Origin of the sequence: Streptomyces sp. NBC_01237, from assembly GCF_035917275.1 — a bacterium.
GTDB lineage: Bacteria > Actinomycetota > Actinomycetes > Streptomycetales > Streptomycetaceae > Streptomyces.
This window is the reverse complement of the sequence record NZ_CP108508.1, coordinates 1,978,943-2,002,075: the sequence shown is the minus strand read 5'-3', so window position 1 is coordinate 2,002,075 and position 23,133 is coordinate 1,978,943. Positions and strand designations below refer to the sequence as shown.

The following is a 23,133-nucleotide window of genomic DNA, read 5'->3' as shown; positions in this document are numbered from 1 at the left end:
GGGAGCCGCAACGATGCACCTCCGTACCCAGCGCACCAGAGCCCGAGCACGAACCCTGGCCACGGCGCTCGCCCTGGCCGCCGCCTTCCTGCTGCCGAGCGCCCCCGGCGCCGCGACCGCCGCCACCCCCGCGACCGCCGACGGCCCGTCCGCCGGACGGCCCGCCGCCGACCGCACCTGGACGGACACGCCGCACGGCTTCGCCTCGCTGGCCGGCGGGACCACCGGCGGCCGAGGGGGCAGGGTCGTCACCGTCTCCACCCAGGCGGACCTGGCGCGCTACGCCGGCGCGAGCGAGCCCTACATCATCCGCGTCGCCGGCTCCCTCGCCGTCGAACCCTTCGGCCACGACATCGACGTGACCTCGAACAAGACGATCGTCGGCGTCGGCGACACCGCCGAGATCGTCCACGGCGAACTGCACCTGAACCCCGGCACCAGCAACGTCATCATCCGCAACCTCACCATCCGCGACTCCTACGTCGAGGGCGACTGGGACGGCAAGACCACCGACTTCGACGCCATCCAGATGGACTCCGTCGACCACGTGTGGATCGACCACAACCGGCTCACGCACATGGGCGACGGGCTCCTGGACATCCGCAAGGACAGCGAGTACATCACCGTCTCCTACAACCGCTTCGACCAGCACAACAAGGCGTTCGGCATCGGCTGGACCGAGAACGTCAAGACGCAGATCACCATCGACCACAACTGGTTCAGCGGCACCAAGCAGCGCAACCCGTCCGTCGACAACTGCGCCTACGCCCACCTCTACAACAACTACCTCTCCGCGCAGGTCGCGGACGGGGACCCGCTGTGGACGTACGGCAACTGGGCCCGCGGCGCCACGAAGATGGTCATCGAGAACAGCTACTACCGCGATGTCCAGCACCCCTACCAGGCCGACGCCACCGCCGAACTGGTCCAGCGCGGCTCGATCCTGAAGAACACCCGGGGCCGCACCGACGCCCGGGGCACCGCGTTCGAACCGCGCGACTTCTACCCGTACACCCTGGACCGCGCCGCCGACGTACCCGCACTGGTCACCCGCCACGCCGGACCGCGCAAGGACATCGGCACCGACACCGTGCTCCGCGTCCCCGCCGACTACCCGACCGTGCAGTCCGCCGTCGACGCCGTGCCCGCGGGCAACGAGGGACGGGTCACGGTCCGGCTCGCGCCCGGCACCTACCGCGAGCACGTGCGGATCGGGAGGGACCAGCGATACGTCTCCCTCGTCGGCACCGGACGGGACCGCGCGGACACCCTGATCGTCTTCGACACCCCGTCCGGTGAACTCAAGCCGGACGGCACCACCCAGGGCTCCTGGGGCAGCGCCACCGTGGTCGTCGAGGGCAACGACTTCACCGCCCGCAACCTGACCTTCTCCAACGATTTCGACGAGGCGGCCGTCGAGCTGAACGGTGAGCAGGCCCTCGCCGTGAAGACCACCGGCGACCGGCTGACCTTCACGGACACCGCCTTCCTCGGCAACCAGGACACCCTGATGACCGACACCCCCGTCCTCACCCAGAAGGCGCGGGTCTACCTCACGGACTCGTACATCGAGGGCGACGTCGACTTCATCTACGGCCGCGCCACCACCGTCATCGAGAACTCGGTGATCAAGGCGCTCAGCCGTGGCTCCGACACCAACAACGGCTACATCACGGCCGCTTCGACCTGGAAGGACAATCCGTACGGCTTCCTGATCACCCGGAGCCGGATCATCAGCGACGCACCCGCGGACTCCTTCCACCTCGGCCGGCCCTGGCACCCGAGCGGCAACCCCGACGCCATCGGCCAGGTCCTGATCCGCGAGACCCTGCTGCCCGCCGCCGTCAGGGCGAGCCCCTGGACCGATATGAGCGGCTTCCCGTGGCGGGAGGCGCGCTTCGCCGAGTACCGGACGTACGGTCCCGGCGCCGCCGTCACCGCCGACCGGCCGCAGCTCACCCCGGCCGAGGCCGCCCGCCACGAGGTGGGCGACTACCTCGCGGGCGAGGACGGCTGGGCCCCGCACACCCCCACCCACCGGTGACGCCCCCACACGCACGCACACGTCCAGCACATCCCGCCCCATCCGGGAGACCCCGGAGAACCGAGAGAGAAGAGCCGACCATGAACATCTCCAAGACGCACCGGGGGCGCGCCGCGGCAGCGGTGTCCCTGTCCGCCGTGCTCGCCCTGACCGCCACCGCCTGCGGTGACGACGGCAGCGGCGCGGGCGAGGAGGGCAGCGGGAAGGGCGAGATCACCTTCTGGGACAACAACGGCGGTCCGCGCACCGCCGTCTGGACCGAGATCATCAAGGACTTCGAGAAGAAGTACCCGGACATCCGGGTGAAGTACGTCCCGATCCCGATCGCCGACGTCCAGTCCAAGTACGACACGGCGATCGCGGGCGGCGGCCTGCCCGACGTCGGCGGCGTCGGTACCGCCTATCTCTCCAACATCGTCTCGCAGGAGGCGCTGGAGCCGGTCAACGACCGGCTGAAGGAGTCCTCCCTCGACGGCAGGCTCGTCGAGTCCATGGTCGAGAGCGTCAAGGTCGCGGGCGGCCGGGGCGAGGACATGTACACCGTGCCGACCTCCGCGAACAACGGCGCCCTCTGGTACCGCACCGACCTGTTCGAGGCCGCGAACCTGGAAGCGCCCACCACCTGGGCGAAGTTCTACGAGGCCGCCGACAAGCTCACCGACAGCAAGAACAACAAGTTCGGCTACACCATCCGCGGCGGCGCGGGCTCCATCGCCCAGGCCATCGACGCGGTGTACGGCCAGTCCGGGATCACGGAGTTCTGGGACGGCGACAGCACCACTCTGAACGACCCGGAGAACGTCGCCGCGCTGGAGAAGTACGCCGCCCTGTTCAAGAAGGCGACCCCCGCCGCCGACGTCAACAACGACTTCACCAAGATGGTCGCCCAGTGGGACACCGGCACCATCGGGATGCTCAGCCACAACCTGGGCTCCTACCAGGACCATCTGAAGGCCCTGGGCAAGGAGAAGTTCGCCGGAATCCCCAACCCGGTCGGGGACGGCGGCACCCGGGTCCAGGTCTCCAACCCCGTCGACGGACTCGGCATGTTCCGGTCCGGCAAGAACAAGACGGCGGCCTGGAAGTTCATCGAGTTCGCCGCCTCCCACGAGTCCAACAGCAAGTGGAACGAGTCGGCGGGCGCCATACCGGCCAACACCGAGGCGGCCAAGGACCCCTGGATCGGCGCGACCGAGCCGACCGCGCTCGGCGCGAAGTCGCTCACCGACGGTTCCACCAAGATCGTCCAGCTGCCGTACTACCTCCCCGACTGGAACAACATCAGCAAGGCCGACAACGAGCCGGAGTTCCAGAAGCTGCTGCTCGGCAAGGTCACGGCCAAGGCGTTCCTGGACAAGATCGCCGATGAGCTGAACGCCGCCCAGAAGGAGTGGAAGGAGATCGGCAACGGCTGATCAGGACCACGCTCCACGCGCTCTCCCCGTACGTCCTACGAGAGAGGCAGTCCCTCCGTGTCCCTCACCCGCCGACGCGCGGCAGCCGCGCTCGCCGCGCTGCCCCTCGCCCTCGCCGCCACCCCCGCCGTCGCCCGCGGTGGCGGCGGCGGGGGCCGGCCCGGAACCCTGCACATCGCGGGCGACTCCACGGCCGCCCGGAAATACGCCGACGCCGCACCCGAGACCGGCTGGGGGACGGCCCTGCCGTTCTTCCTCGGCCGCTCCCTCCGGGTCGCCAACCACGCGCTGAACGGACGCAGTTCGAAGAGCTTCGTGGACGAGGGCCGGCTCACCGCACTGCTGGACCGGGTGCGCCCCGGCGACCTCGTGCTCATCCAGTTCGGCCACAACGACGAGAAGACCGAGGACCCGCTCCGCGGCACCGACCCGTACACCACGTACCAGGAGTATCTGCGCCGGTACGTGACCGGCGCCCGCGCCCACCGGGCCCGGCCGGTCCTCATCACCCCGGTGGAACGGCGGAGGTTCGCCGCCGACGGCACCGCGCGGCCCACCCACGGCGACTACCCGGACGCCATGCGCGCCCTGGCCGTCGAGGAACGCGTACCGCTCCTCGACATCCAGGCGCTCTCACTGGCCCGCTGGCAGGAGTTCGGCCCCGACGGGACCCTGGAGTACTTCAACTGGGTGGAGCCGGGCCAGTGGCCGAACCACCCGGACGGCAAGCAGGACAACACCCACTTCCGGCCCACCGGCGCCATCGAGGTGGCCCGGATGACCGCCCGCGCGCTGCGGGTCGGGCATGTCCTCGCCCCGCACGAGGTCACCGGCCTCGACGCCCCGGTCCCCGCCGACCGGATCACCTGGCCGCCGCTGCCCTGAGTCCGCTCCGAGGCTCCGTACCCGAGGCCCCGTACCCGAGGCCCCGTACCCGAGGTCGCGCGCCTGAGTGTGCGCGGCCCGTTCCACCATCCCTGACGACAGTGAAGGATTCGCCATGCCCGCACGTATGCGTCATGCCCGTGCCCTCGCCCTGGTGACGGGCTGCGCCTCGCTCGCCCTCGCCGTGTCCGTACCCGCCCAGGCCGCGCCCCGTCCCACCGGGACCGAACGCGCCGTGCTCCCCGCGGGCGACGGCTGGGCCGCCGCCGAGGGCTCCACCACCGGCGGCTCGGCGGCCACCCCCGAACACGTCTACACCGTCACCGACCGCGCCGAACTCCTCGCCGCCTTCGAGGACGCCGGCGATGCCCCCAAGATCGTCCGCATCGCCGGAACCGTCCACGGCAACGCCGACGCGGCGGGCGAGCCCGTCGACTGCGCGGCGTACGAGAGCGACGGCTACACCCTGGAGAAGTACCTCGCCGCCTACGACCCGGCGACCTGGGGCAAGGAGCCCGTCTCCGGGCCGCTGGAGGACGCGCGGGCCGCGTCCGCCGCCCGGCAGAGTGCCGCGGTGAACGTCCGGGTCCCGTCCAACACCACCCTGATCGGAGTGGGGAAGGACGCCACCGTCATCGGCGCGAGCCTTCAGGTCAAGGACGTCTCCAACGTCATCGTCCGCAACCTCACCTTCGAGGACACCTACGACTGCTTCCCGCAGTGGGACCCCACCGACGGGGACAAGGGCGCCTGGAACTCCGAGTACGACAACCTCGTCGTCAGCAACTCCCGCCATGTCTGGGTCGACCACAACACCTTCCACGACGGCGACCGGCACGACGCCGACCAGCCGCGCCACTACGGCGAGCTCTACCAGCAGCACGACGGCCTCTTCGACATCGTGCGCGGCGCCGACCTGGTCACCATCTCCTGGAACGTCCTGAGGAACCACGACAAGACCATGCTCATCGGCAACAGCGACAGCGCCGGTGCCACCGACCGCGGCAGGCTCCGCGTCACCCTCCACCACAACCTCTTCCAGGACGTGAAGGAGCGCGCGCCCCGCGTCCGCTTCGGCAAGGTCGACTCGTACAACAACCACTTCGTCGCCACCGCGGACAGCGCCTACGGCTACACGTACGGCATCGGCGCGGAGTCACAGCTCGTCGCCGAGCACAACGCCTTCACGACCGGCCCCCGGTTCGACGCGGCGACGATCCTGAAGAAGTGGAAGGAGGCACCCGTCAGCGCGGAGAACAACTACGTCAACGGCCGCAGGACCGACCTGATCGCCGTCCACAACGCGGGCGTGCCCGACGAGCAGCTGACGCGGGGCGCCGGCTGGACCCCGACGCTGCGCACCAGGACCGACGACCCCCGGGCGGTCCCGGCCCTCGTCGGCCGAGGGGCGGGCGCGGGCAAGGGTTGCTGAGAGCCCGCCGACCTTGTCGCGGGTCCCCTCGCGCGGGACGATCACACAGCCGTGGAAAGCGATTACTATGCGGCCGTCGTGTCCATCGCACCACCCGTCCGAGGGGACCTGAGCGTTGCGCCACAAACTGCTTCCCGCCCTGCTCTGCGCCGGAATCGTCACCGCCACCGGCGTGCTGACCGGTACGGCGGCCGCCGCGGCCGGCACCGCGCCGGCCGGCACCGCCTCCGTCGCCGCCACGGACGTACGTGAGCAACTGGACCGGATACCGGGACTCACCGTCGTCTCACAGACCGTCAAAGAGGGATTCCCCTACTACACGCTCAGCCTGACGCAGCCCGTCGACCACCGGAATCCGGCCCGCGGCACCTTCCAGCAGCGGCTGACGCTCTGGCACAAGGCGGCGACCGCCCCGATGGTGCTCTACACCGGCGGCTACGCGCTGGCCACGTCCACCCGTGAGATCACCACCCTCCTCGGCGCCAACCAGGTCAGCGTCGAGCACCGCTACTTCAGCGAGTCCCGGCCCGCGACGGTCGACTGGCGCGACCTGAACGTGTGGCAGGAGGCGAGCGACGAACACGCCGTCGTCGAGGCCCTGAAGACGATCTACACCGCCAAGTGGCTGGGCACGGGGGCGTCCAAGGGCGGAATGACGCAGGTCTACCACGAGCGCTTCTACCCGGACGACCTGGACGCCGTCGTCGCGTACGTCGCGCCGAACGACGCGGACAACAAGGACGATCGCGGTTACGAGAAGTTCTTCAGGACCGTCGGCACCCCCGCGTGCCGGGCCGCGCTCAACTCCGTACAGCGGGAGATGCTGGTGCGGCGGGACCGGATGCTGCCCCGCTTCGAGGCGACCGCCCGGGAGCAGGGCCTCACCTTCGCCCATCTCGGATCGGCCGACCGGGCCTTCGAGTTCTCGGTCCTGGACCAGGTGTGGAACTTCTGGCAGAGCGGCACGTACACCGACTGCCCGGACATCCCCGACGCACGCACCGCCGGTGACGACGAGCTGTACGCCTGGTCGCTGGCGCACGGGCTGAGCATCTACTCCGACGACGGCGCCGGAGCCGAGGGCAGTGGACCCTACTACCGGCAGGCCGCCGCCCAACTGGGCTGGGCCGACCTGAAGTTCAAGCACCTCAGGGATGTGCGCAACTACCCGGACATCTATCAGCCGAACTCCGTGCTGCCCGCCGACATGCGCACCCGGTACGAGGGCCGCACCATCAAGGACGTCGACCGCTGGGTGACCCGGCGGGGCGAGCGGATGATGTTCGTCTACGGGCAGAACGACCCGTGGAGCGCCGAGCGGTTCAAGCCGTCCAAGCACGATTCGATGCTCTTCGAGGCACCGAACACCAACCACGGCGCGCTGATCTCCAAGCTGAAGCCCGCGGACCGGGCGAAGGCCGAGACGACGCTGAAGCGGTGGGCGGGCCAGTAACGGACCGGACAGCGGACCCGGATGCGGTGCGCGGGCCCGCGGCGGCCCGCACACCGCTCACGACCGGGGCGGTGCTCAGCCGTAGCTGATGTCCGAGGCGGCGTAGCGGCAGTACGTCCCGTCGGGGCCGCTGCCCGTCTCGGTCGGCTCGTCGCCGTCGTCGTTGCCCGTGTAGCGGACGCACGGCTTGATCTTCTTGCCGCTGTCCCCGTGGATGCGCACGGACCGCAGCGTGGCCGTGTCCCCGTAGTTGGTGTTGACACCGGCCAGGGCCTTGCCGGGCGCCGTCACATCGACATCGCTGACGGTGATGGTGCGCTTGTACTGGGTGGAGCAGTTGCCGCAGGACCGCACCAGCTTGCCGAAGTCGGAGACCTGGAAGCCGCCGGTGATGGTGAGGCTGCCCGCGCCGTTGAACTGGAAGACCTTGTCCGAAGCCTTCCGCGCCCCGCCGCCGGTCACCTTGTACACGGCGCTCGACGAGGTGCCCTTGAAGGACGCGGCGTCCTCGCCGACGTCCTCCCACCAGACGTTCTGGAGTGTGCAACTGCCCGCGCAGTGAATGCCGTCGGCGGCCGGGGAGCCCAGGATGACGTTCTTCAGGGTCGCTCCGTCCTTCAGCTTGAAGATCGGGTCCTGGCCCTCGTCCTGGCCCCCGTCCCCGAGGTCGCCGCTTCCGTAGAAGCGCTTGAGGGCGCCGTCGTACGACCCGGAGACCTCGATGGTCGCCGTGACCGGCTGGGTGCCGCCGGCGGCGGGCCAGTCGGCGGCGGCCGTGGCCGCTTCGGCCGCGCCGGCCGGCCGCACGGCCAGGTCGGTGACGACGGCCGCACCGGTCATGACCAGTGCGGCCGTCAGGGCGGCGAGGGTGCGCCGGCGGCCGGTGGACCGTCGGTGATCGGTGTGCCTGGGGCGGTCGGCTCGTTCCCGCATGTCGGTGTCCCGTTCCTTCCGTGGTGGGGGAGGGTGCGCTCCTTGGTCGCCACCGCGGGGGGAAGGGTTGCCGGGTCGGCCGGGGCTTTCCGGATTTCCCGGCCCCCGGCTTCCCGACCCTCCGGCTTCCCGGCTTCCCGGCTCTCCAACTCCCCGGCTTCCCCGGATCAGCGCAGGGGTGTGAAGCCGCCGCCCGCGGCGAACGGCCCCTCCGGCGGCTTCGAGGTGCCGCCCCGGACCGTGTAGTCGTCACCGGCGGCGTCCCGCTCGCCCTCCGCGTGGTTGTACTGACCCGCGAAGGTGTGGGTGCCGGCCGGAGCGGTGCGCCCCGGCTTCAGCGTCCACCGGTAGACGAGGAAGCCGCCCTCCTCCCGTGCCGACGCGGTGAAGTCCGCCACCGGCAGGGAGCGCCAGGACCCCGTCGTACCGACCCCGCCGGTGAGCGCGACGCGCAGCTCCACGGTGAGTGCGGTGAGGGCCTCCCCGGTCTTCACCGTCACATTGCTCTGGGCCCAGTACGCGTTGCTGTTCGGGTCCACCGAACCGTCCGTCCACAGCGGCCCGTTCGCGGCGGGCAGCGCTCCGCGCGGCGGGCCCTTCGACGCCGGGGCCGGCGGGAGTGCGGGCGCGGGGGAGTGCGGCGGGGCGGCCACCCGCTCACCGGGCCCGTCGCCGTGCCCGGCCGAGGTCACCGCGACCGCGCCGGCCACCAGCACCCCGCACACCGCGACGCTCGCCCCCGCCACCCGCAGCCACGGCATCGCCCGACGGGGCATCCGGGGGGCACGGGCCGGGGGTCCGTCCGCCAGGCCCCGTCCGATCCGGGCCAGCATCCGTGCCCGGTCCGGGTGATGGGACCGTGCGGCGTCCCGCAGCCGCTCCCGCAACTCCTCGTCCATCACTGCCTTCCTCCGCCGCGCTGGGCCGCGACGGCCACCTGGACCCGGTCGGCGCCGCCCTCCGGGCCGAGCAGCCGTTGCAGCTCCGCCACCCCGCGCGAGGTCTGGCTCTTGACCGTACCCACGGAGATCCCGAGGACCAGCGAGGTGTCCCGCTCCGACAGGTCGAACGCGTGCCGCAGCACCACGCACGCCCGCTTGCGGAACGGCAGTCTGCGCAGCGCCCCCTGGACATCGACGACCGCGGGCACGTCGGGGTCCTCGACGGCGTACCCGTCCCCGCCCCCGCTGCCGCGCGGCGCCCAGAACAGCGCGATCCGGCGGCGCTCGCGCACCGCGCTGCGGATGCGGGTACGGGCCAGATTCGCGACGACCCCCCGGGCGTACGCGACCGGATGATCGGCACCCCGGACCCGGTCCCAGCGGTGCCAGAGCGCCATCAGCGCGTCGGCCGCCAGATCGTCGGCCGCGTCGGCCTCACCGGTGAGCAGATGCGCGAGCCTGGCCAGCTCCGCGTAGTGCGCCTCGAAGAACGCGTGGAACTCGGCGGTAGCGGCATCGTCGACGACTGTGCCCACGGGTACCTCTCTCTGCACTCGAATCCCTTGGCCCGATATCCGCGACGCGCGGGCCCTGTGTACGACCGACGGCCTCGCACCTGGGTGCGAGCGGGGCGAGAGCGTACCAGCGCACCCCGGAAGCGCTTCGACACGGGTGCGTATCCAAGTAAGGCGCACCACGGCGAAAACCTGAACCCCCTGTCACCGGGGAACCGTTCGGCCGCCGGCCGCGGGAGGCCGCCGCCGGACAGGAAGGCGCCCCCGGGGGCAGGTCCCCGGGGGCGGCATCGAGGCGGCCGGCCGCGCCCGCTATCCCTTGAGCGCCGCCTTCATCATCTTCTGGGCGATGGGCGCCGCCAGCCCGTTGCCGCTGGTCTCCGAGCGGGAGGCGTCCGAGCTCTCGATCACCACGGCGACCGCCACCTCCTTGCCGGAGGAACGGTCCTTCGCGTACGAGGTGAACCAGGCGTACGGGGTGTTGCTGTTGTCCACGCCGTTCTGCGCGGTGCCCGTCTTGCCGCCGACCTCGGCCCCGGCGATACGGGCGTTGGTGCCGGTGCCCTCCTCGACGACGGTGACCATCGCGCTGCGCAGCTGCTTCGCCGTCGACTCCGAGACGACCCGCTTCGCCTCGCCGTCGCCGAAGTCCTCCAGCGTCTCGCCGTCCGCGTCCGTCACCTTGGAGACCATGTGCGGCGAGGCCAGCTCCCCGCCGTTGGCGAGGGTCGCCGAGACCATGGCCATCTGCAGCGGGGTCGCGGTGACCTCGAACTGGCCGATGCCCGTCAGCGCCGTCTGTGCCTTGTCCATGCCGGACGGGTACACGCTCGGCGCGGCCCGCACCGGGACGTCCAGCTTCTCGGTGTCGAAGCCGAACTTGTCCGCCATGGCCTTCAGCTTGTCCTGGCCGAGATCGGCGGCGACCTTCGCGAACACGTTGTTGCAGGAGTACTGGAGCGCGGTGCGCAGCGTGGCGTTCTCGCACGGGGCGGACGCGCTCTCGTTGCGCAGCACCGTCGAGGTGCCCGGCAGCGTGTACGGGTCGGGGCTGTCGGTCCGCTCGTCGACCGAGCCGTAGAGCCCGTTCTCCAGCGCCGCCGACGCCACCACCAGCTTGAAGGTCGAACCGGGCGCCAGCGGCTGCCGCAGCGCCCGGTTGACCAGCGGCTTGTCCTTGTCGGTGAGCAGCTGCTTCCAGGCGTCGCCGTCCGTCGTGCCGCTGATCGCCGAGGGGTCGTACGAGGGAGTGGAGACCATGCCCAGGATCTGCCCGGTCTTCGGGTCGATGGCCACGGCCGCGCCCTTGTCGTCGCCCAGCGCCTCGTAGGCGGCCTTCTGGACGTCCGGGTCGATGGTCGTCAGCACACTGCCCGGCGCGGCCTGCTCGCCGGTGAGCAGACCGGCCGGGTTCTTCAGCCGGTCGTCCGTGCCGTCGAGGATGTCGCCGTAGATGCCTTCGAGCTGGGTGGCCCCGTACGCCTGCGAGCTGTAGCCGGTCACGGCCGCGTAGAGATCGCCCTGCGTGTAGGTGCGTTTGTACTGGAGATCGCCACCCGTGGTCCTCTTCGATCCGGTGACCGGCGAACCGGCCACGACGATGTCACCGAGCGGCTGCGCGTACTGCGCGATGGTGTTCCGCCGGTTGTGCTTGTCGTCCGCGAGCGCTTGTGCCTGGTACGCCTGCACCCAGGTCGCCCGCACCAGCAGGGCGAGAACCATCAGCAGACAGAAGACCGAAGCGCGCCTGATTGTCTTGTTCATCCCGCTGGAGGGACGAGCGGGGCCGCGCCCGGCGTTCCCGGCTGTGCCCCTTCTCACCGTTTTCTCAGGCGCCCGACCGGCCGGGCGGGGGGCTCAGCCGGGGGTGATGAACCCGGATTCGTACGCCACGATCACCGCGTGCGTACGGTGCCGGGCGCCGGTCTTCGCCAGGACCGCCGCCACATGGGTCTTCGCCGTCGCCGCGCCCACGTCGAGCCGCCCCGCGATCTCCGCGTTGGTCAGGCCCGCCGCCATCAGCCGCAGCACCGCTGCCTCCCGCTCGGTCAGCCGCGCCACCCAGTCCGGGGGCGCCGGTGCCCGTGGTGCCCCGTACGCCGCGGCCAGATCGCGTACGGCGGACGGGTACAGCAGGAACTCGCTGCGGGCGACCAGTCGCACCGCCTGGACGAGTTCCCCGGCCGCGGCCCGCTTCAGCAGGAAGCCCGCGGCCCCGGCGCGCAGCGCCTCGTACACGTACGAGTCGTTCTCGAAGGTCGTCACGACCACGATCCGGGGTGGTCCGTCGACGGTGGCCAGGATCCGCTCGGTGGCCCGGATGCCGTCGGTCTGCGGCATCCGGACGTCCATCAGCACGACGTCGGGGCGCAGCGAGCGCACCACGGAGAGCGCCTCGGCCCCGGTGGCAGCCTCGCCGACGACCTCCAGACCGGGTTCGGCGTCCAGGATCACGCGCAGCGCCGTACGGACCATGCGCTCGTCGTCGGCCACGACGATCCGGATGACGTCGCTCATCGCTCCGCCCGCCCGGCGGCGTCCAGGGGCAGCCGGGCGGTCAGCCGCCAGGTGCCGCCGTGGGGACCGGCCTCGGTGCGGCCGCCCAGCAGCGCGGCCCGTTCGGCGATGCCGCGCAGCCCCCTGCCTCCGCCGGGCCGCAGCACCGGGGGCCGCCCGGACAGCGGGTTCTCCATCGTGATCTCCAGATCCTCCTCGCGGACCGCGATCCGCAGCTCCACCGGTGCCCCGCCCGCGCCGTGCCGCAGGGCGTTGCTGAGTCCCTCCTGCACGATCCGGTACGCCTCTCCCGACACGGCCCCCGTGACCGCGCCGGGCTCGCCCAGCGCCTCGTACGCCACCGGAACCCCGCAGCGCGCCAGCAGCCCGTCCAGCGCGTCCAGCCCCGGTCCCTGCCCCGGTCCCTGCCCCGGTCCCTGCCCCGGTCCCTGGTCCAGGGCGGGGACGCCGTCCTCCGGGCCGTTCGCCGACTCGCCGTCCTGCCTCAACAGACCGAGCATGGAGTCCAGTTCACCGACCGTGCGCCGGGTGGTCTCCTCGATCGCGGCCAGCGCCTCCCGGACGAACTCCGGATCGTCGGCCAGGACCCGGCGGGCCGCTCCCGCCTGGAGGGTCACCGCGCTCAGGGCGTGGCCGACCGAATCGTGCAGTTCCCGGGCGAGCCGGTTGCGCAGCGCCAGAGCGGCCGCCCGGCGCTCGGCGGCGGCCAGCCGGTCGTCGGGCGTCGGCCCCAGCAGCACCGGCGCCCGGCGGGCCAGCAGCTCCCCGGCCGCCGCCGCGCTCAGGGCCGGCGCGCAGAGCAGCGCGAGCCCGGCGAGCGGGGTGAGGGCCACGATCCACGGCCGGTCCAGCGCCGGTGGCAGCCCCAGCAGCGCGGAATCCCGCAGCGCCGCGGAGAACGGCAGCCCCATCACACCCACCGCGAACGGGGTCAGCGCCAGCGTCATGCCGCTGACGACACCGCCCAGCGCCAGGTGCAGGGTGTACCAGCCCGCGGCCCTGACCCTGGCCTGCCGGGTCCGGGCCGGGCCCTCGGCCAGCCGCTCGGCGGTAATGCCGCACAGCGCACGGGCCGCGGCCACCGAGAGGGGCCGTACGAGCGGGAAGAGTCCGGTGACCGCGGCCATCGGCAGGGCGTACGCGAACGCGGTGAACCGGCCGGTGATGGACGAGAAGACCCCGTCGTCCCCGCCGGAGGCGCCGACGGCGACCATGCCGACCAGGAAGTAGGGCATCAGCAGCGCGCCGCCGATGATCAGATGCAGCCACCGCAGCCTGGCCCGGCGCCCGAACAGCGCGGTCACGCGCGGGCGGCGGGCAACGGCCGGGCCTCCGCCGCGTCCCGCTCGGCGAGGAAGTACGCGCCCAGGGTGAGGACCAGCATCCCGACCAGCATCTGCACAGCGTAGATGAGGCCCATCGCCGGGGTCGGCCGGTCCCCGATGCCGTCGACCCCGCCCAGCGAGGCGATGCTCATCCAGCCGCCCCAGCAGGCCACCGCCCCGGAACCGCCCCAGGCCAGGGCGAGCGGCACGGTGAGGGGGAGCCGTCCGCCGAGCCGGAAGGCGAGCAGCAGGGCCCCGGTGGCCGCGGTGACGGCGAAGAGCGCGTCGACCGACTGGAGGACGGAGAAGTCGCCGGTGCGTTCCGCGATGCGGCCCTCGTTGAGCCCCGCGGTCGAACCGGTGGCCCAGAGCAGATGCATGGTGCCCGGCACGAGGGCGAGCAGCGCGGCCGCGACCGCGGCGAGGCGCAGGACGGGAGTGGTGGGGCTGTCCGGCAGGTCACGCACGGTGCCCTGCCACAGATGTCCCCAGCGGTCCCTGGCGTGCAGCACGAACAGGGAGCCGAGGGTGAGGCCCTGGACGATGAAGCCCGTGTAGACGACGCCGAACACCCACTCGTCCAGGAACGGGCGGGCGGCGGCGCCCGAGCCGTCCGTATCGCCGCCGAGCAGTCTCACCAGCATCTGGAGGGGGAAGCCCGTCATGATCGGCAGGAGCAGCCCGGTCGCCACCCAGACCGGCAGGACCAGCAGCCAGGCGGGCACCCGGTGCCCGCGGGGCCGGGTGAGCAGCAGGGCGAGGACGACGACCGCGCCGTCCATCAGCGCCGACACACCATTGGCGAGGATCATCGTGGTGCGGTGGTCGAGCAGGGTGCTGTGGTCCGGGATTCCGAGCCGACTGCCCGCTGTCCAGGCGGACTTGAGGGCGATGTAGGGCAGGCAGGCCGCGATGGCGAGCGTACGGAGCACGGCGCGGGCGCGGCCGGTGCGGGGCGCGGGCGCGAGGGGCGCCGGGGTGCGGGAGGTACGTGGTGTGGGTGTCATGGCGGCCACGTTTCCGTGCGGCCCGCTTCCGCACGTCGTGCGTGGCGACGATCCGTCTCCGCCGTCCGGCGGAGACGCCCTCATCCGCCGGGCGCCACTCGGCAACGGCCCCCAGGACCGGGACCGGGGCCGCCGGATCGGGCATCCGCGCGTGGGGCGGCGGCAGTTGGCCGCCCCACGATCCCGCGCGGGAGGTTCGCCGTCCCGTTCCGGGCGCGGGAGGTTCGTCAGAGCCGGCGGGTGGCGAGCGTGAGCCGGTCGCGGGCGTCGAACAGGGCGTCCTTGACCATCTGCTCGTGCGCGGGAGTGAGCCGGGCGACCGGCACCGAGCAGCTGATCGCGTCGCGCGCGGGCGTCCGGTAGGGGATCGCGACGCCGAAGCAGCGCAGGCCGAGGGTGTTCTCCTCACGGTCCACCGCGTACCCCTGTTCGCGGATGAGGTGCAGCTCCTCGATCAGCTTCTCGCGGTCCGTGAGGGTGTGCTCGGTCAGCGCGGGCAGCGTCTCGGGCAGCATCTTGCGGACCTGCTCGTCGCTGTGGGTGGCCAGCAGCGCCTTGCCGAGGGACGTGGAGTGGGCGGGCAGCCGACGGCCGACCCGGGTGAACGGGCGCAGATAGTGCTGGGACTGCCGGGTGGCGAGGTACACCACGTTCGTCCCGTCGAGGCGGGCCAGGTGGATGGTCTCCGTGGTGTCGTCGGAGAGCCGGTCCAGGGTGGGGCGGGCGGCGGCCACGACCTCGTCGCCGTCGATGTACGACGTACCGACGAGCAGGGCGCGCACCCCGATGCCGTACCGGGTGCCCGTCGCGTCGGTCTCCACCCAGCCCAGTTCCACCAGTGTGCGCAGCAGCATGTAGAGGCTGGACTTCGGGTAGCCGACGGCCTCCTGGACGGCGGCGAGCGAGTGCATGCCGGGGCGCCCCGCGAAGTATTCGAGCAGCTCCACCGTCCGTACCGCGGACTTGACCTGTGCCCCACCAGACTCGGCAACCGACATCGCCCTACGCCCCTTTCCAGCCTCACGCCAAAATCCTGTGACTTCTTGCCAACACTGAACGCACGGAAATAGAGTCCCAGCACATTCATGATCAGGAACGCTGTTCAGAATACCGAACAACGCCGTGAAGCGTGGCAGCGGACCGGGAAGGAAACACGGTGGCAGCAGCACCAGTCTGGAGCGTCGACCCCCGAACCGGGAACCCGCGCGAGCAGGTTGCGGTGGAGGCTACAGCGGAGGAGGTCGACCGGGCGGTCAGGGCGGCACACGCCGTACGCGACGCCCTCGCCGACCGGACCGTGCGTGCCGCGTTCCTGCGCACCGCGGCCGATCTGCTCGCCGAGGCGGGGGAGCACGTCATCGAGGCCGCCGACGCGGAGACCGCGCTCGGCCCGGCCCGGCTCACCGGCGAACTCGCCCGCACCGCGGCACAGTTGCGGGCCTTCGCGGAGGTCGTCGACGAGGGCGCCTACCTCGACATCCACATCGACCACGAGGACGGGACCAGGACCCCGCCCTGGCCGGACCTGCGCCGTTACAAGATCCCGCTCGGCGTCGTCGCCGTCTACGCGGCCAGCAACTTCCCGCTCGCCTTCTCTGTACCCGGCGGCGACACCGCGAGCGCGCTCGCGGCCGGCTGCCCGGTCGTCGTCAAGGCGCACCCCGACCACCCCGCGACCTCCGAGCTGTGCGCCTCCGTGATCCGCCGCGCCGCGGCCCGGGTCGGGCTCCCCGAGGACGTACTGACCCTGGTGCACGGCTTCGCGGCGGGCATCGAGCTGATCAAGCACCCGCTGGTGAGCGCGGCGGGCTTCACCGGCTCGGTACGCGGCGGACGGGCCCTGTTCGACGCGGCCGCCGCCCGGCCCGCCCCCATCCCCTTCCACGGTGAACTCGGCTCCCTCAACCCCGTCGTCGTCACCGAGGCGGCCGCCGCCGAGCGCGGCGAGCAGATCGGGGCCGGCCTCGGCGCCTCGATGACCATGGGCGCCGGGCAGTTCTGCACCAAGCCCGGCTTCGTCCTGGCCCCCGCGGGCGAGGCCGGGGACCGGCTGCTGAAGGCCCTCACCGAGACCGTCAGCGACACCGACGCCGGAGTGATGCTCGACCACCGGATGCGGGACGCGTTCCTCGCGGGCGTCGGCGAACGGGCCGCGCTCGCCGATGTGGAAGCCCCCGTCACCCCCGGCGCGGGCGGCGAACACACCGTGTCCGCGGGCTTCCTGACCGTACCGGCCCACCGGCTGGCCGCCGAGGGCCCGCACGACGCGCTCCTGGAGGAGTGCTTCGGCCCGGTCACCGTCATCGCGCGGTACGCGTCCGATGACGAGATCACCGCGGTGCTCTCCCGGCTCCCGGGCAACCTGACCGCCACCCTCCAGATCTCCGCGGAGGAGGCCGACGGCGGTGCGGCGGACCTGCTCGCCGCCCTCACCCCGCTCGCCGGACGCGTCCTCGTCAACGGCTGGCCGACCGGCGTCGCCGTCGCCCCCGCCCAGCACCACGGCGGCCCCTACCCGGCCTCCACCTCCACCTCCACCTCCGTCGGCACCACCGCCGTCGAACGCTGGCTGCGCCCGGTCAGCTACCAGAACACCCCCGCCGCCCTGCTGCCGCCGGAACTGCGCGAGGACAACCCGCTGGGCCTGCCCCGCCGCCTGGACGGACGACGCGCATGACGACCCACCTCCCCGAGATCCCCTTCCCGCTGCGGGCGTTCGGCCCCGAGGGCCGCTGGGCCTACGCGGACGGCGTGCTGACCGGCCGGGCCGGCGCCGGGCAGGACCGCTTCGTACCACCGGGCGGTGACGACCTGACATCCGCCACCGACGCGCCGCGCCTGCTCGGTGCGGTCCCGGACGGGGACTTCCAGCTGCTCGCCCGCGTACGGGTCGGCTTCGCCGCCGCCTTCGACGCGGGGGTGCTCTATCTGCACGTCGGCGAACGGGAGTGGGCCAAGCTCTGCCTGGAACTCTCCCCGCACACCCCGACCATCTGCACCGTCGTCACCCGCGGGCACTCCGACGACGCCAACTCCTTCGTCGTGGAGGAGGACCACTGCTGGCTGCGGCTGAGCCGCACCGGCGGCGCCTTCGCCTTCCACGCCTCGGCCGACGGCGAGACCTGGACCTTCGTCCGTACCTTCACCCTCGGTACCCCCGAGGAGCGGGCGTCCGCGCTCGCCGGATTCCTGGTGCAGTCACCCACCGGGGAGGGATGCGGCGCGGTCTTCGACCGGATCACCTTCCGGGCCGAGGGGCTCACCGACCTGCGCGACGGCCGCTGAGGCGCCGCCGTCCCCCGCACACGCCCACGGAGTCCGGCCGCCCCGCCCTCCGTCAACTGCCCGGCCCCGCTCACCACATGAGCGGGGCCGGAGCGGTTCACCGGTCATGGTCCCTCGCTCGCCGCCCCGTGACCCGCGGCACGTCCGGCCCCGCAGTGCCGTTCCGGCGGCCCCCTGGGGACGCCCGCTCACCGGTCCGGCAGGATTTCCCCTCCCGCCCCCTTCTCGTAACCGGCATCGGCACCGGCCCTGTTCGTCCCACCTCACAGATGCGAGCACAGCATGTCCGTACGTTCCGCGATGGCGACCTGGCTCACGCGCCGCTACCTCGCCCGCCTCAGGTCGAAGGGCACCTCCCTCGACCTCTCCGCCCTCTCGCAGCTGCCCGACGCCGCGCTGCTGCCGCTGCGCCGCGACGGCCTCGACCCCGTCCCCGAACTCGGCGCGCTGCGCGACCGCGAACCGGTCAGCCGGCTGCCGATACCCGGCATGACGGTCTGGCTGGTCTCCGGATACGAGGAGGCCAAGCAGGTCCTCGGCGACGCCCGCGCCTTCAGCAACGACTTCGCCCACCTCGTCGGCCGCACCGGTGTCGCCGAGAACCACCAGCCGGGCGGCCTGGGCTTCTGCGACCCGCCGGACCACACCCGCCTGCGGCGCCTGCTCACCCCCGAGTTCACGATGCGCCGCCTGGGCCGCCTCACCCCCCGTATCCATGCGATCGTCGAGGAGAGCCTGGGCGGACTGGCCAAGGCGGCGGACGCCGAGGGCCGGGTCGATCTCGTCGAGCACTTCGCGTTCCCGGTCCCGGCGCTGGTCATCTGCGAACTGCTCGGCGTCCCCTACGAGGAGCGGGAGGCGTTCCAGCAGTTCTCGGTGGCCCGCTTCGATGTGCTCGGCGGCGTCGGCGCGTCCTTCGGCGCCATCTCCCGGTCCCGTGACTATCTGCACGGCGTGGTCGAACAGCAGCGGCGCTACCCCGGCGACGGTCTGCTCGGCATGCTCATCCGCGAACACGGCGACAGCGTCACCGACGAGGAACTCACCGGCCTCGCCGACGGCGTCCTCACCGGCGGCCTGGAGACGACCGCGAGCATGCTCGCCCTCGGCACGCTGATCATGCTCCAGGACCGCGAGCACTTCACCGCTCTCCGTGACGCGGAGGACCCGGCCGCCGTCGCGGCCCCCTTCGTCGACGAACTCCTGCGCCATCTCACGGTCGTCCAGACGGCCTTCCCGCGCTTCGCCCGCGAGGACCTGGAACTGGGCGGCGTGCGCATATCCGGCGGCGACATCGTCATCGTCTCGCTCAGCGCCGCCGACCGCGACCCGCGCCTGGGCCCCGCGATGGACGCCTTCGACCCGTCGCGCCCGCCCGTCTCCTCCCACCTGGCCTTCGGCCACGGCATCCACCGCTGCATCGGAGCGGAGCTGGGCAGGATGGAACTCCGGGCGGCCTTCCCCCAACTCGTCGCGAACTTCCCCCGGTTGAGCCTCGCCGTGCCGGCGGCGGAGCTGGAGTTCCGGAAGCTCTCGATCGTGTACGGAGTGGACGCGCTGCCGGTGTACCTGGACTGACCGACCGTCAGCCCGGCCGTCGGCGGATCCTTGGATAAGGTGCCACCCGACAGCGCGGGCCCGTACGGCGGCCCAGCGGCGGTCCGTCCAGGGGTCCCTCCAGGAATCCACCCAGGAATCCATCCGGGATCCCGTGCAGAGTTCCATACGGGGAGACGTGAGTTCGATGAGTGGTCAGCAGCCGGAACGGGGCAGTTCCCCACAGGTTTTCCAGCCGCTCGCGGGGGACGATCCGGTCACCATCGCCGGATACCGGCTGGCCGCCAGGCTCGGCGCGGGCGGCATGGGCAAGGTGTACCTCTCGTACACCCCCGGCGGGCGGCCCGTGGCCATCAAGGTGATCCGTCCCGAATTCGGGGAGGACCCCGAGTTCCGCCGCCGGTTCGCCCAGGAAGTGCGGTCCGCGCAGCGGGTGCAGGGACTGTTCACCGCGCCCGTCATCGACGCCGACACCGACGGCGCGCAGCCCTGGCTGGCCACCGCGTACGTACCGGGCCCCTCGCTCGCCGACGCGGTCGTCGCGCACGGCGCGCTGCCGGTCGAGGCGGTGCTGCTGCTGATCGCGGGCATGGCCGAGGCGCTGCACGTCATCCACGGAGCGGGCATCGTGCACCGCGACCTCAAGCCCTCCAACGTGCTGCTCGCCGCCGACGGGCCCCGCGTCATCGACTTCGGCATCGCGTACGCCGCCGACGCCACCTCGCTCACCGGCAGCGGCGTCACCATCGGCACCCCCTCGTTCATGGCCCCGGAACAGGCCGCCGGGCAACGGGTGACGGCGGCCACCGACGTCTTCGCGCTCGGCCAGGTCGCGGCGTACGCGGCGACGGGCAGGCCGGCGTTCGGCGAGGGGACCTCGCACGGGGTGCTCTACCGGATCGTCCACGAGGAGCCCGATCTCGGCGGGGTCCCGGAACGGCTGACGGAGCTGGTCACCCGGTGCCTCGCCAAGGACCCGGCGGCCCGGCCCTCGGTCGCCGAGGTCATCGGGCTCTGCCAGTCCGCGAACGCGGAGACGGTGCTGCGCCGCCCCGAGGACTGGCTGCCGGTCCCGGTCGCCGCCGACATCACCGGGCGGGCGGCGGCCCCGGCCCCGGTCCAGACACCCCCGCCCCCGGCCACCGCCCCGTCGGCCGTCTACTCACCGACGGCGCCCGTGGCCGCCGCGCCCCCGGGCTACGGCCCACCCGCGACGCAGCACCCGTATCAGCCCACGCAGCCCGCTCAGCCCCAGCAGTACCGCACGCCGGCGCAGGCACAGGCCCACGCCCCCACGCAGTTCCCGGCCCAGGCGCCCGCGCAGGCCCACGCCCCGACCCAGTTCCCGTCGCACGCGCAGACGTACCCCGGTCAGCCCACCTACCCGGGGCAGCCCATGTATCCGGGGCAGCCGGGCCACCCCGGTCACCCGGTGGCCGGTCCCGCGAAGAGCACGGGCAAACGGAACGCGGCCATCGCCATCGCCGCCGCGCTGGTCCTCGCCGTCGTGGGCAGCTCGGCGTACGACATGCTCAAGGGCAAGGACGACGACACCGCACAGGGCGGCGGCTCGTCGCAGGGCGAGCGCAGCGGCGGCGGGAGCGGGACGGCCGACCGGAAGCCGGACGCCAAGCAGGATCCGAAGCCCTCCGTCCACAAGGGCATCAACCTCACCGCGGGCTATCACCTGACGCTCGGGGACGACGCCCTCCGGCCGCAGCAGGGCGAGGACGGCGGGTACGAGCTCTCGTACGACACCGGCGGCTACCTCGACGCGGAGAGCACGGAGGGGCATCTGGCCCTGCTCGATCCGGGGCAGCCGGGATCGCTCGACGCCTGCCGCGCGGAGACCCGGTTCAGCCAGACCGTCTACGTGGACAAACTCTCCAAGGGGCGCCGGCTCTGCGTCACCACGGGAACGGGACACCTGGGCCTCGTGACGGTCCAGGGCTTCTCGGCCGAGGAATCACCCAGTACGTACCTGACGCTGGACGTCACCGTCTGGCGCAACGGCGCGGACGCCGGCTCCGGCAGCTGAGCACCCGCGCCGCTCGGGCGTGGCGACGTACCCGTACACCGGGCACGCCCCGGGCGGGGCCCCTGGATCGCGTGCCCCGACCCGGCAACCCGCGGGCCCTCGGCGGCGACGAATGAGTGCACCGCACCTCGTCGTACCGAGAAGGGACCCCCCATGCGCACCCAGCTCCGCCGCAGCCGTCTCACCGCACTGGCCGCTGCCGCCGCCGTCGGCGCTCTCACCGTCGCCGCCCTCCCCGGCACCGCCGGGGCCGCCGAGACCACCCCGGTCGGCTTCGGCGCGGGTACCACCGGTGGCGGCAGCGCCCCGGCGGTGACCGTCAGCACGCTCGCCGCGTTCACCGCGGCGGTCAGCGGCGACACCGCCAAGACCGTCAAGGTCGACGGCCTGATCACGCTCAGCGGGCAGGTCGACATCGGCTCCAACACCACGGTGCTCGGCGTCGGTTCGTCCGCCGGATTCACCGGCGGCGGCCTGCGCCTGAAGAACGCGTCGAACATCGTCGTGCGCAACCTCAGCATCAGCAAGCCCGTCGCACCCGCCGACGGCATCACCGTGCAGAACTCCACCAAGGTGTGGATCGACCACAACTCCTTCTCCGCGGACCGTGACCACGACAAGGACTACTACGACGGCCTGCTGGACATCACCCACGCCTCCGACCAGGTCACCGTCTCCTGGAACACCTTCAAGAACCACTACAAGGGCAGCCTCGTCGGGCACAGTGACAACAACGCAGGCGAGGACACCGGGCACCTCCATGTGACGTACCACCACAACCACTTCCAGAACGTCTACTCGCGCATCCCCAGCCTCCGCTTCGGCACCGGCCACTTCTACGACAACTTCGTCGAGGGCGCGGACACCGCCGTGCACTCCCGGATGGGTGCGCAGCTGCTGGTCGAGAACAATGTCTTCCGCACCACCAAGATCGCCATCACCACCACCCGCAGCAGCGACGAGGACGGCTACGTCGTCGAGCGCGGCAACGACCTCGGCGGCGCCGCCACCGAGATCTCGCGGACCGGCTCCTTCACCACCCCGCCGTACAGCTACACCGCCGAGCCCGCGTCGGCCGTCGTCGCGTCGGTGACGTCGGGAGCGGGAGCCGGAAAGCTCTAGCGGCGCCCTGAACGGCCAAGAGGGCGCGCGGTTTCCGGCCCGGCGCAACCTGCGGGCCGGACCCGCGCGTCCTCCTCTTCATGATCAGAGAAGCGACCCCCGCCGACATCGACGCCATCGTCCTGCTGCACACCGAGGCCCGCGCCACGTACTACCGCGGCCACCTCCCCGCCGAGGAGTACCTGGGGGCCGACGAGGTCGCCCGCAGCCGCGACGGCTGGTCGCGCGCCGTCGAACGCCCCGACGCCACCGTCCTGTGCGCGGAACGGGACGGCGCCCTGGCCGGGATCGCCGCCTACGCCGTACGCGACGGCATCATGAACCTCACCCAGCTCCATGTCGCCCCCTCCCAGTGGCGTGCGGGCATAGGCACCGCCCTGCACTCCGCCTGCACCGACGCATGGCGCGACGCCGGGGTGACGGCCGCCCGGCTGGAGGTCTTCGCCCCCAACACCAGGGCCCAGTCCTTCTACGCCCACCACGGCTGGACCCCGGACCCCGACGCCCCGCACTCCGGGAGCCACCTCGTCCTGCGCCTCCTCCTGCGGGACGGGGATGCCCGGTCCGGGGATCAGTAGGCTGCCGCGACCACGACCGGCCAGTCCCCACAGAACCGGGGAATGCCGGTCATGTGCCTGGGTGGGCCGGACAGGTCCGCTGTCTC

19 protein-coding genes are annotated in these 23,133 nt (G+C 72.2%); 11 read left to right on the top strand and 8 right to left on the bottom strand.

What is annotated here, in order from left to right; all coding sequences use genetic code 11:
* The first annotated feature begins 13 nt into the window (after nucleotides 1–13).
* From OG251_RS08885 to OG251_RS08865, 5 genes are all read left to right on the top strand, one after another.
* Nucleotides 14–2,044 carry a pectinesterase family protein gene (locus tag OG251_RS08885; protein ID WP_326676644.1) on the top strand — a complete coding sequence of 677 codons (2,031 nt, stop codon included), beginning with the start codon at nucleotides 14–16 and terminating at the stop codon, nucleotides 2,042–2,044.
* An 80-nt stretch (nucleotides 2,045–2,124) separates the two neighbouring features.
* Complete coding sequence (locus tag OG251_RS08880; protein WP_326676643.1) at nucleotides 2,125–3,459, top strand: ABC transporter substrate-binding protein; 1,335 nt, start codon at nucleotides 2,125–2,127, stop codon at nucleotides 3,457–3,459.
* Between the two features lie 57 nt (nucleotides 3,460–3,516).
* Nucleotides 3,517–4,344: a rhamnogalacturonan acetylesterase gene (locus OG251_RS08875; protein ID WP_326676642.1), complete on the top strand. Its 828-nt coding sequence runs from the start codon at nucleotides 3,517–3,519 to the stop codon at nucleotides 4,342–4,344.
* 115 nt (nucleotides 4,345–4,459) lie between these two features.
* Entirely contained in the window at nucleotides 4,460–5,776 is a 1,317-nt protein-coding gene (locus OG251_RS08870; RefSeq protein WP_326676641.1) for a pectate lyase family protein, read from the top strand.
* A 115-nt stretch (nucleotides 5,777–5,891) separates the two neighbouring features.
* The gene (locus OG251_RS08865) at nucleotides 5,892–7,229 is read left to right on the top strand and encodes a S28 family serine protease (RefSeq protein WP_326676640.1); all 1,338 of its coding nucleotides are present in this window, start codon (nucleotides 5,892–5,894) and stop codon (nucleotides 7,227–7,229) included.
* Nucleotides 7,230–7,304: 75 nt separating this feature from the next.
* On the opposite strand, the gene OG251_RS08860 is transcribed toward OG251_RS08865, so the two are convergent.
* From OG251_RS08860 to OG251_RS08825, 8 genes are all read right to left on the bottom strand, one after another.
* Complete coding sequence (locus OG251_RS08860; protein WP_326676639.1) at nucleotides 7,305–8,162, bottom strand: pectate lyase; 858 nt, start codon at nucleotides 8,160–8,162, stop codon at nucleotides 7,305–7,307.
* Nucleotides 8,163–8,329: 167 nt separating this feature from the next.
* Nucleotides 8,330–9,061 carry a hypothetical protein gene (locus OG251_RS08855; protein ID WP_326676638.1) on the bottom strand — a complete coding sequence of 244 codons (732 nt, stop codon included), beginning with the start codon at nucleotides 9,059–9,061 and terminating at the stop codon, nucleotides 8,330–8,332.
* Complete coding sequence (locus OG251_RS08850) at nucleotides 9,061–9,639, bottom strand: SigE family RNA polymerase sigma factor (protein WP_326676637.1); 579 nt, start codon at nucleotides 9,637–9,639, stop codon at nucleotides 9,061–9,063. The genes OG251_RS08855 and OG251_RS08850 overlap by 1 nt, the downstream gene beginning before the upstream one ends.
* Nucleotides 9,640–9,930: 291 nt before the next feature.
* Nucleotides 9,931–11,382 carry a peptidoglycan D,D-transpeptidase FtsI family protein gene (locus tag OG251_RS08845; protein ID WP_326676636.1) on the bottom strand — a complete coding sequence of 484 codons (1,452 nt, stop codon included), beginning with the start codon at nucleotides 11,380–11,382 and terminating at the stop codon, nucleotides 9,931–9,933.
* A 93-nt stretch (nucleotides 11,383–11,475) separates the two neighbouring features.
* The gene (locus OG251_RS08840) at nucleotides 11,476–12,135 is read right to left on the bottom strand and encodes a response regulator transcription factor (RefSeq protein WP_326676635.1); all 660 of its coding nucleotides are present in this window, start codon (nucleotides 12,133–12,135) and stop codon (nucleotides 11,476–11,478) included.
* Nucleotides 12,132–13,439 (bottom strand): sensor histidine kinase, encoded by a 1,308-nt coding sequence (locus OG251_RS08835; protein WP_326676634.1) that lies wholly within the window; start codon nucleotides 13,437–13,439, stop codon nucleotides 12,132–12,134. Before OG251_RS08835 ends, OG251_RS08840 begins: the two co-directional genes overlap by 4 nt.
* Nucleotides 13,436–14,467 carry a hypothetical protein gene (locus OG251_RS08830; protein ID WP_326676633.1) on the bottom strand — a complete coding sequence of 344 codons (1,032 nt, stop codon included), beginning with the start codon at nucleotides 14,465–14,467 and terminating at the stop codon, nucleotides 13,436–13,438. The genes OG251_RS08835 and OG251_RS08830 overlap by 4 nt, the downstream gene beginning before the upstream one ends.
* Before the next feature lie 227 nt (nucleotides 14,468–14,694).
* On the bottom strand, nucleotides 14,695–15,465 hold the full coding sequence (locus OG251_RS08825) for an IclR family transcriptional regulator (RefSeq protein WP_037691667.1): 771 nt from the start codon (nucleotides 15,463–15,465) through the stop codon (nucleotides 14,695–14,697).
* A 158-nt stretch (nucleotides 15,466–15,623) separates the two neighbouring features.
* Between OG251_RS08825 and OG251_RS08820 the strand changes: the two genes are divergently transcribed.
* From OG251_RS08820 to OG251_RS08795, 6 genes are all read left to right on the top strand, one after another.
* Nucleotides 15,624–17,144, top strand: a complete 1,521-nt coding sequence (locus OG251_RS08820; RefSeq protein ID WP_326676632.1) for an aldehyde dehydrogenase (NADP(+)) — start codon at nucleotides 15,624–15,626, stop codon at nucleotides 17,142–17,144.
* Nucleotides 17,141–17,752 (top strand): DUF1349 domain-containing protein, encoded by a 612-nt coding sequence (locus OG251_RS08815; RefSeq protein ID WP_326676631.1) that lies wholly within the window; start codon nucleotides 17,141–17,143, stop codon nucleotides 17,750–17,752. The genes OG251_RS08820 and OG251_RS08815 overlap by 4 nt, the downstream gene beginning before the upstream one ends.
* Before the next feature lie 282 nt (nucleotides 17,753–18,034).
* Nucleotides 18,035–19,330 carry a cytochrome P450 gene (locus OG251_RS08810; protein WP_326676630.1) on the top strand — a complete coding sequence of 432 codons (1,296 nt, stop codon included), beginning with the start codon at nucleotides 18,035–18,037 and terminating at the stop codon, nucleotides 19,328–19,330.
* Between the two features lie 166 nt (nucleotides 19,331–19,496).
* Complete coding sequence (locus OG251_RS08805; RefSeq protein WP_326676629.1) at nucleotides 19,497–21,347, top strand: serine/threonine-protein kinase; 1,851 nt, start codon at nucleotides 19,497–19,499, stop codon at nucleotides 21,345–21,347.
* Between the two features lie 153 nt (nucleotides 21,348–21,500).
* Entirely contained in the window at nucleotides 21,501–22,469 is a 969-nt protein-coding gene (locus OG251_RS08800; protein WP_326676628.1) for a pectate lyase family protein, read from the top strand.
* Between the two features lie 80 nt (nucleotides 22,470–22,549).
* Nucleotides 22,550–23,047, top strand: coding sequence for a GNAT family N-acetyltransferase (locus OG251_RS08795; protein WP_326676627.1), 498 nt, complete (start codon nucleotides 22,550–22,552; stop codon nucleotides 23,045–23,047).
* The last annotated feature ends 86 nt before the right edge of the window (nucleotides 23,048–23,133 follow it).

Coding starts and splice junctions, on each gene's coding strand:
- OG251_RS08885 (WP_326676644.1), top strand. CDS start 14: ATGCACCTCCGTACCCAGCGCACCAGAGCCCGAGCACGAACCCTGGCC.
- OG251_RS08880 (WP_326676643.1), top strand. CDS start 2,125: ATGAACATCTCCAAGACGCACCGGGGGCGCGCCGCGGCAGCGGTGTCC.
- OG251_RS08870 (WP_326676641.1), top strand. CDS start 4,460: ATGCCCGCACGTATGCGTCATGCCCGTGCCCTCGCCCTGGTGACGGGC.
- OG251_RS08860 (WP_326676639.1), bottom strand. CDS start 8,162: ATGCGGGAACGAGCCGACCGCCCCAGGCACACCGATCACCGACGGTCC.
- OG251_RS08855 (WP_326676638.1), bottom strand. CDS start 9,061: ATGGACGAGGAGTTGCGGGAGCGGCTGCGGGACGCCGCACGGTCCCAT.
- OG251_RS08845 (WP_326676636.1), bottom strand. CDS start 11,382: ATGAACAAGACAATCAGGCGCGCTTCGGTCTTCTGTCTGCTGATGGTT.
- OG251_RS08840 (WP_326676635.1), bottom strand. CDS start 12,135: ATGAGCGACGTCATCCGGATCGTCGTGGCCGACGACGAGCGCATGGTC.
- OG251_RS08830 (WP_326676633.1), bottom strand. CDS start 14,467: ATGACACCCACACCACGTACCTCCCGCACCCCGGCGCCCCTCGCGCCC.
- OG251_RS08825 (WP_037691667.1), bottom strand. CDS start 15,465: ATGTCGGTTGCCGAGTCTGGTGGGGCACAGGTCAAGTCCGCGGTACGG.
- OG251_RS08815 (WP_326676631.1), top strand. CDS start 17,141: ATGACGACCCACCTCCCCGAGATCCCCTTCCCGCTGCGGGCGTTCGGC.
- OG251_RS08810 (WP_326676630.1), top strand. CDS start 18,035: ATGTCCGTACGTTCCGCGATGGCGACCTGGCTCACGCGCCGCTACCTC.
- OG251_RS08805 (WP_326676629.1), top strand. CDS start 19,497: ATGAGTGGTCAGCAGCCGGAACGGGGCAGTTCCCCACAGGTTTTCCAG.
- OG251_RS08800 (WP_326676628.1), top strand. CDS start 21,501: ATGCGCACCCAGCTCCGCCGCAGCCGTCTCACCGCACTGGCCGCTGCC.
- OG251_RS08795 (WP_326676627.1), top strand. CDS start 22,550: ATGATCAGAGAAGCGACCCCCGCCGACATCGACGCCATCGTCCTGCTG.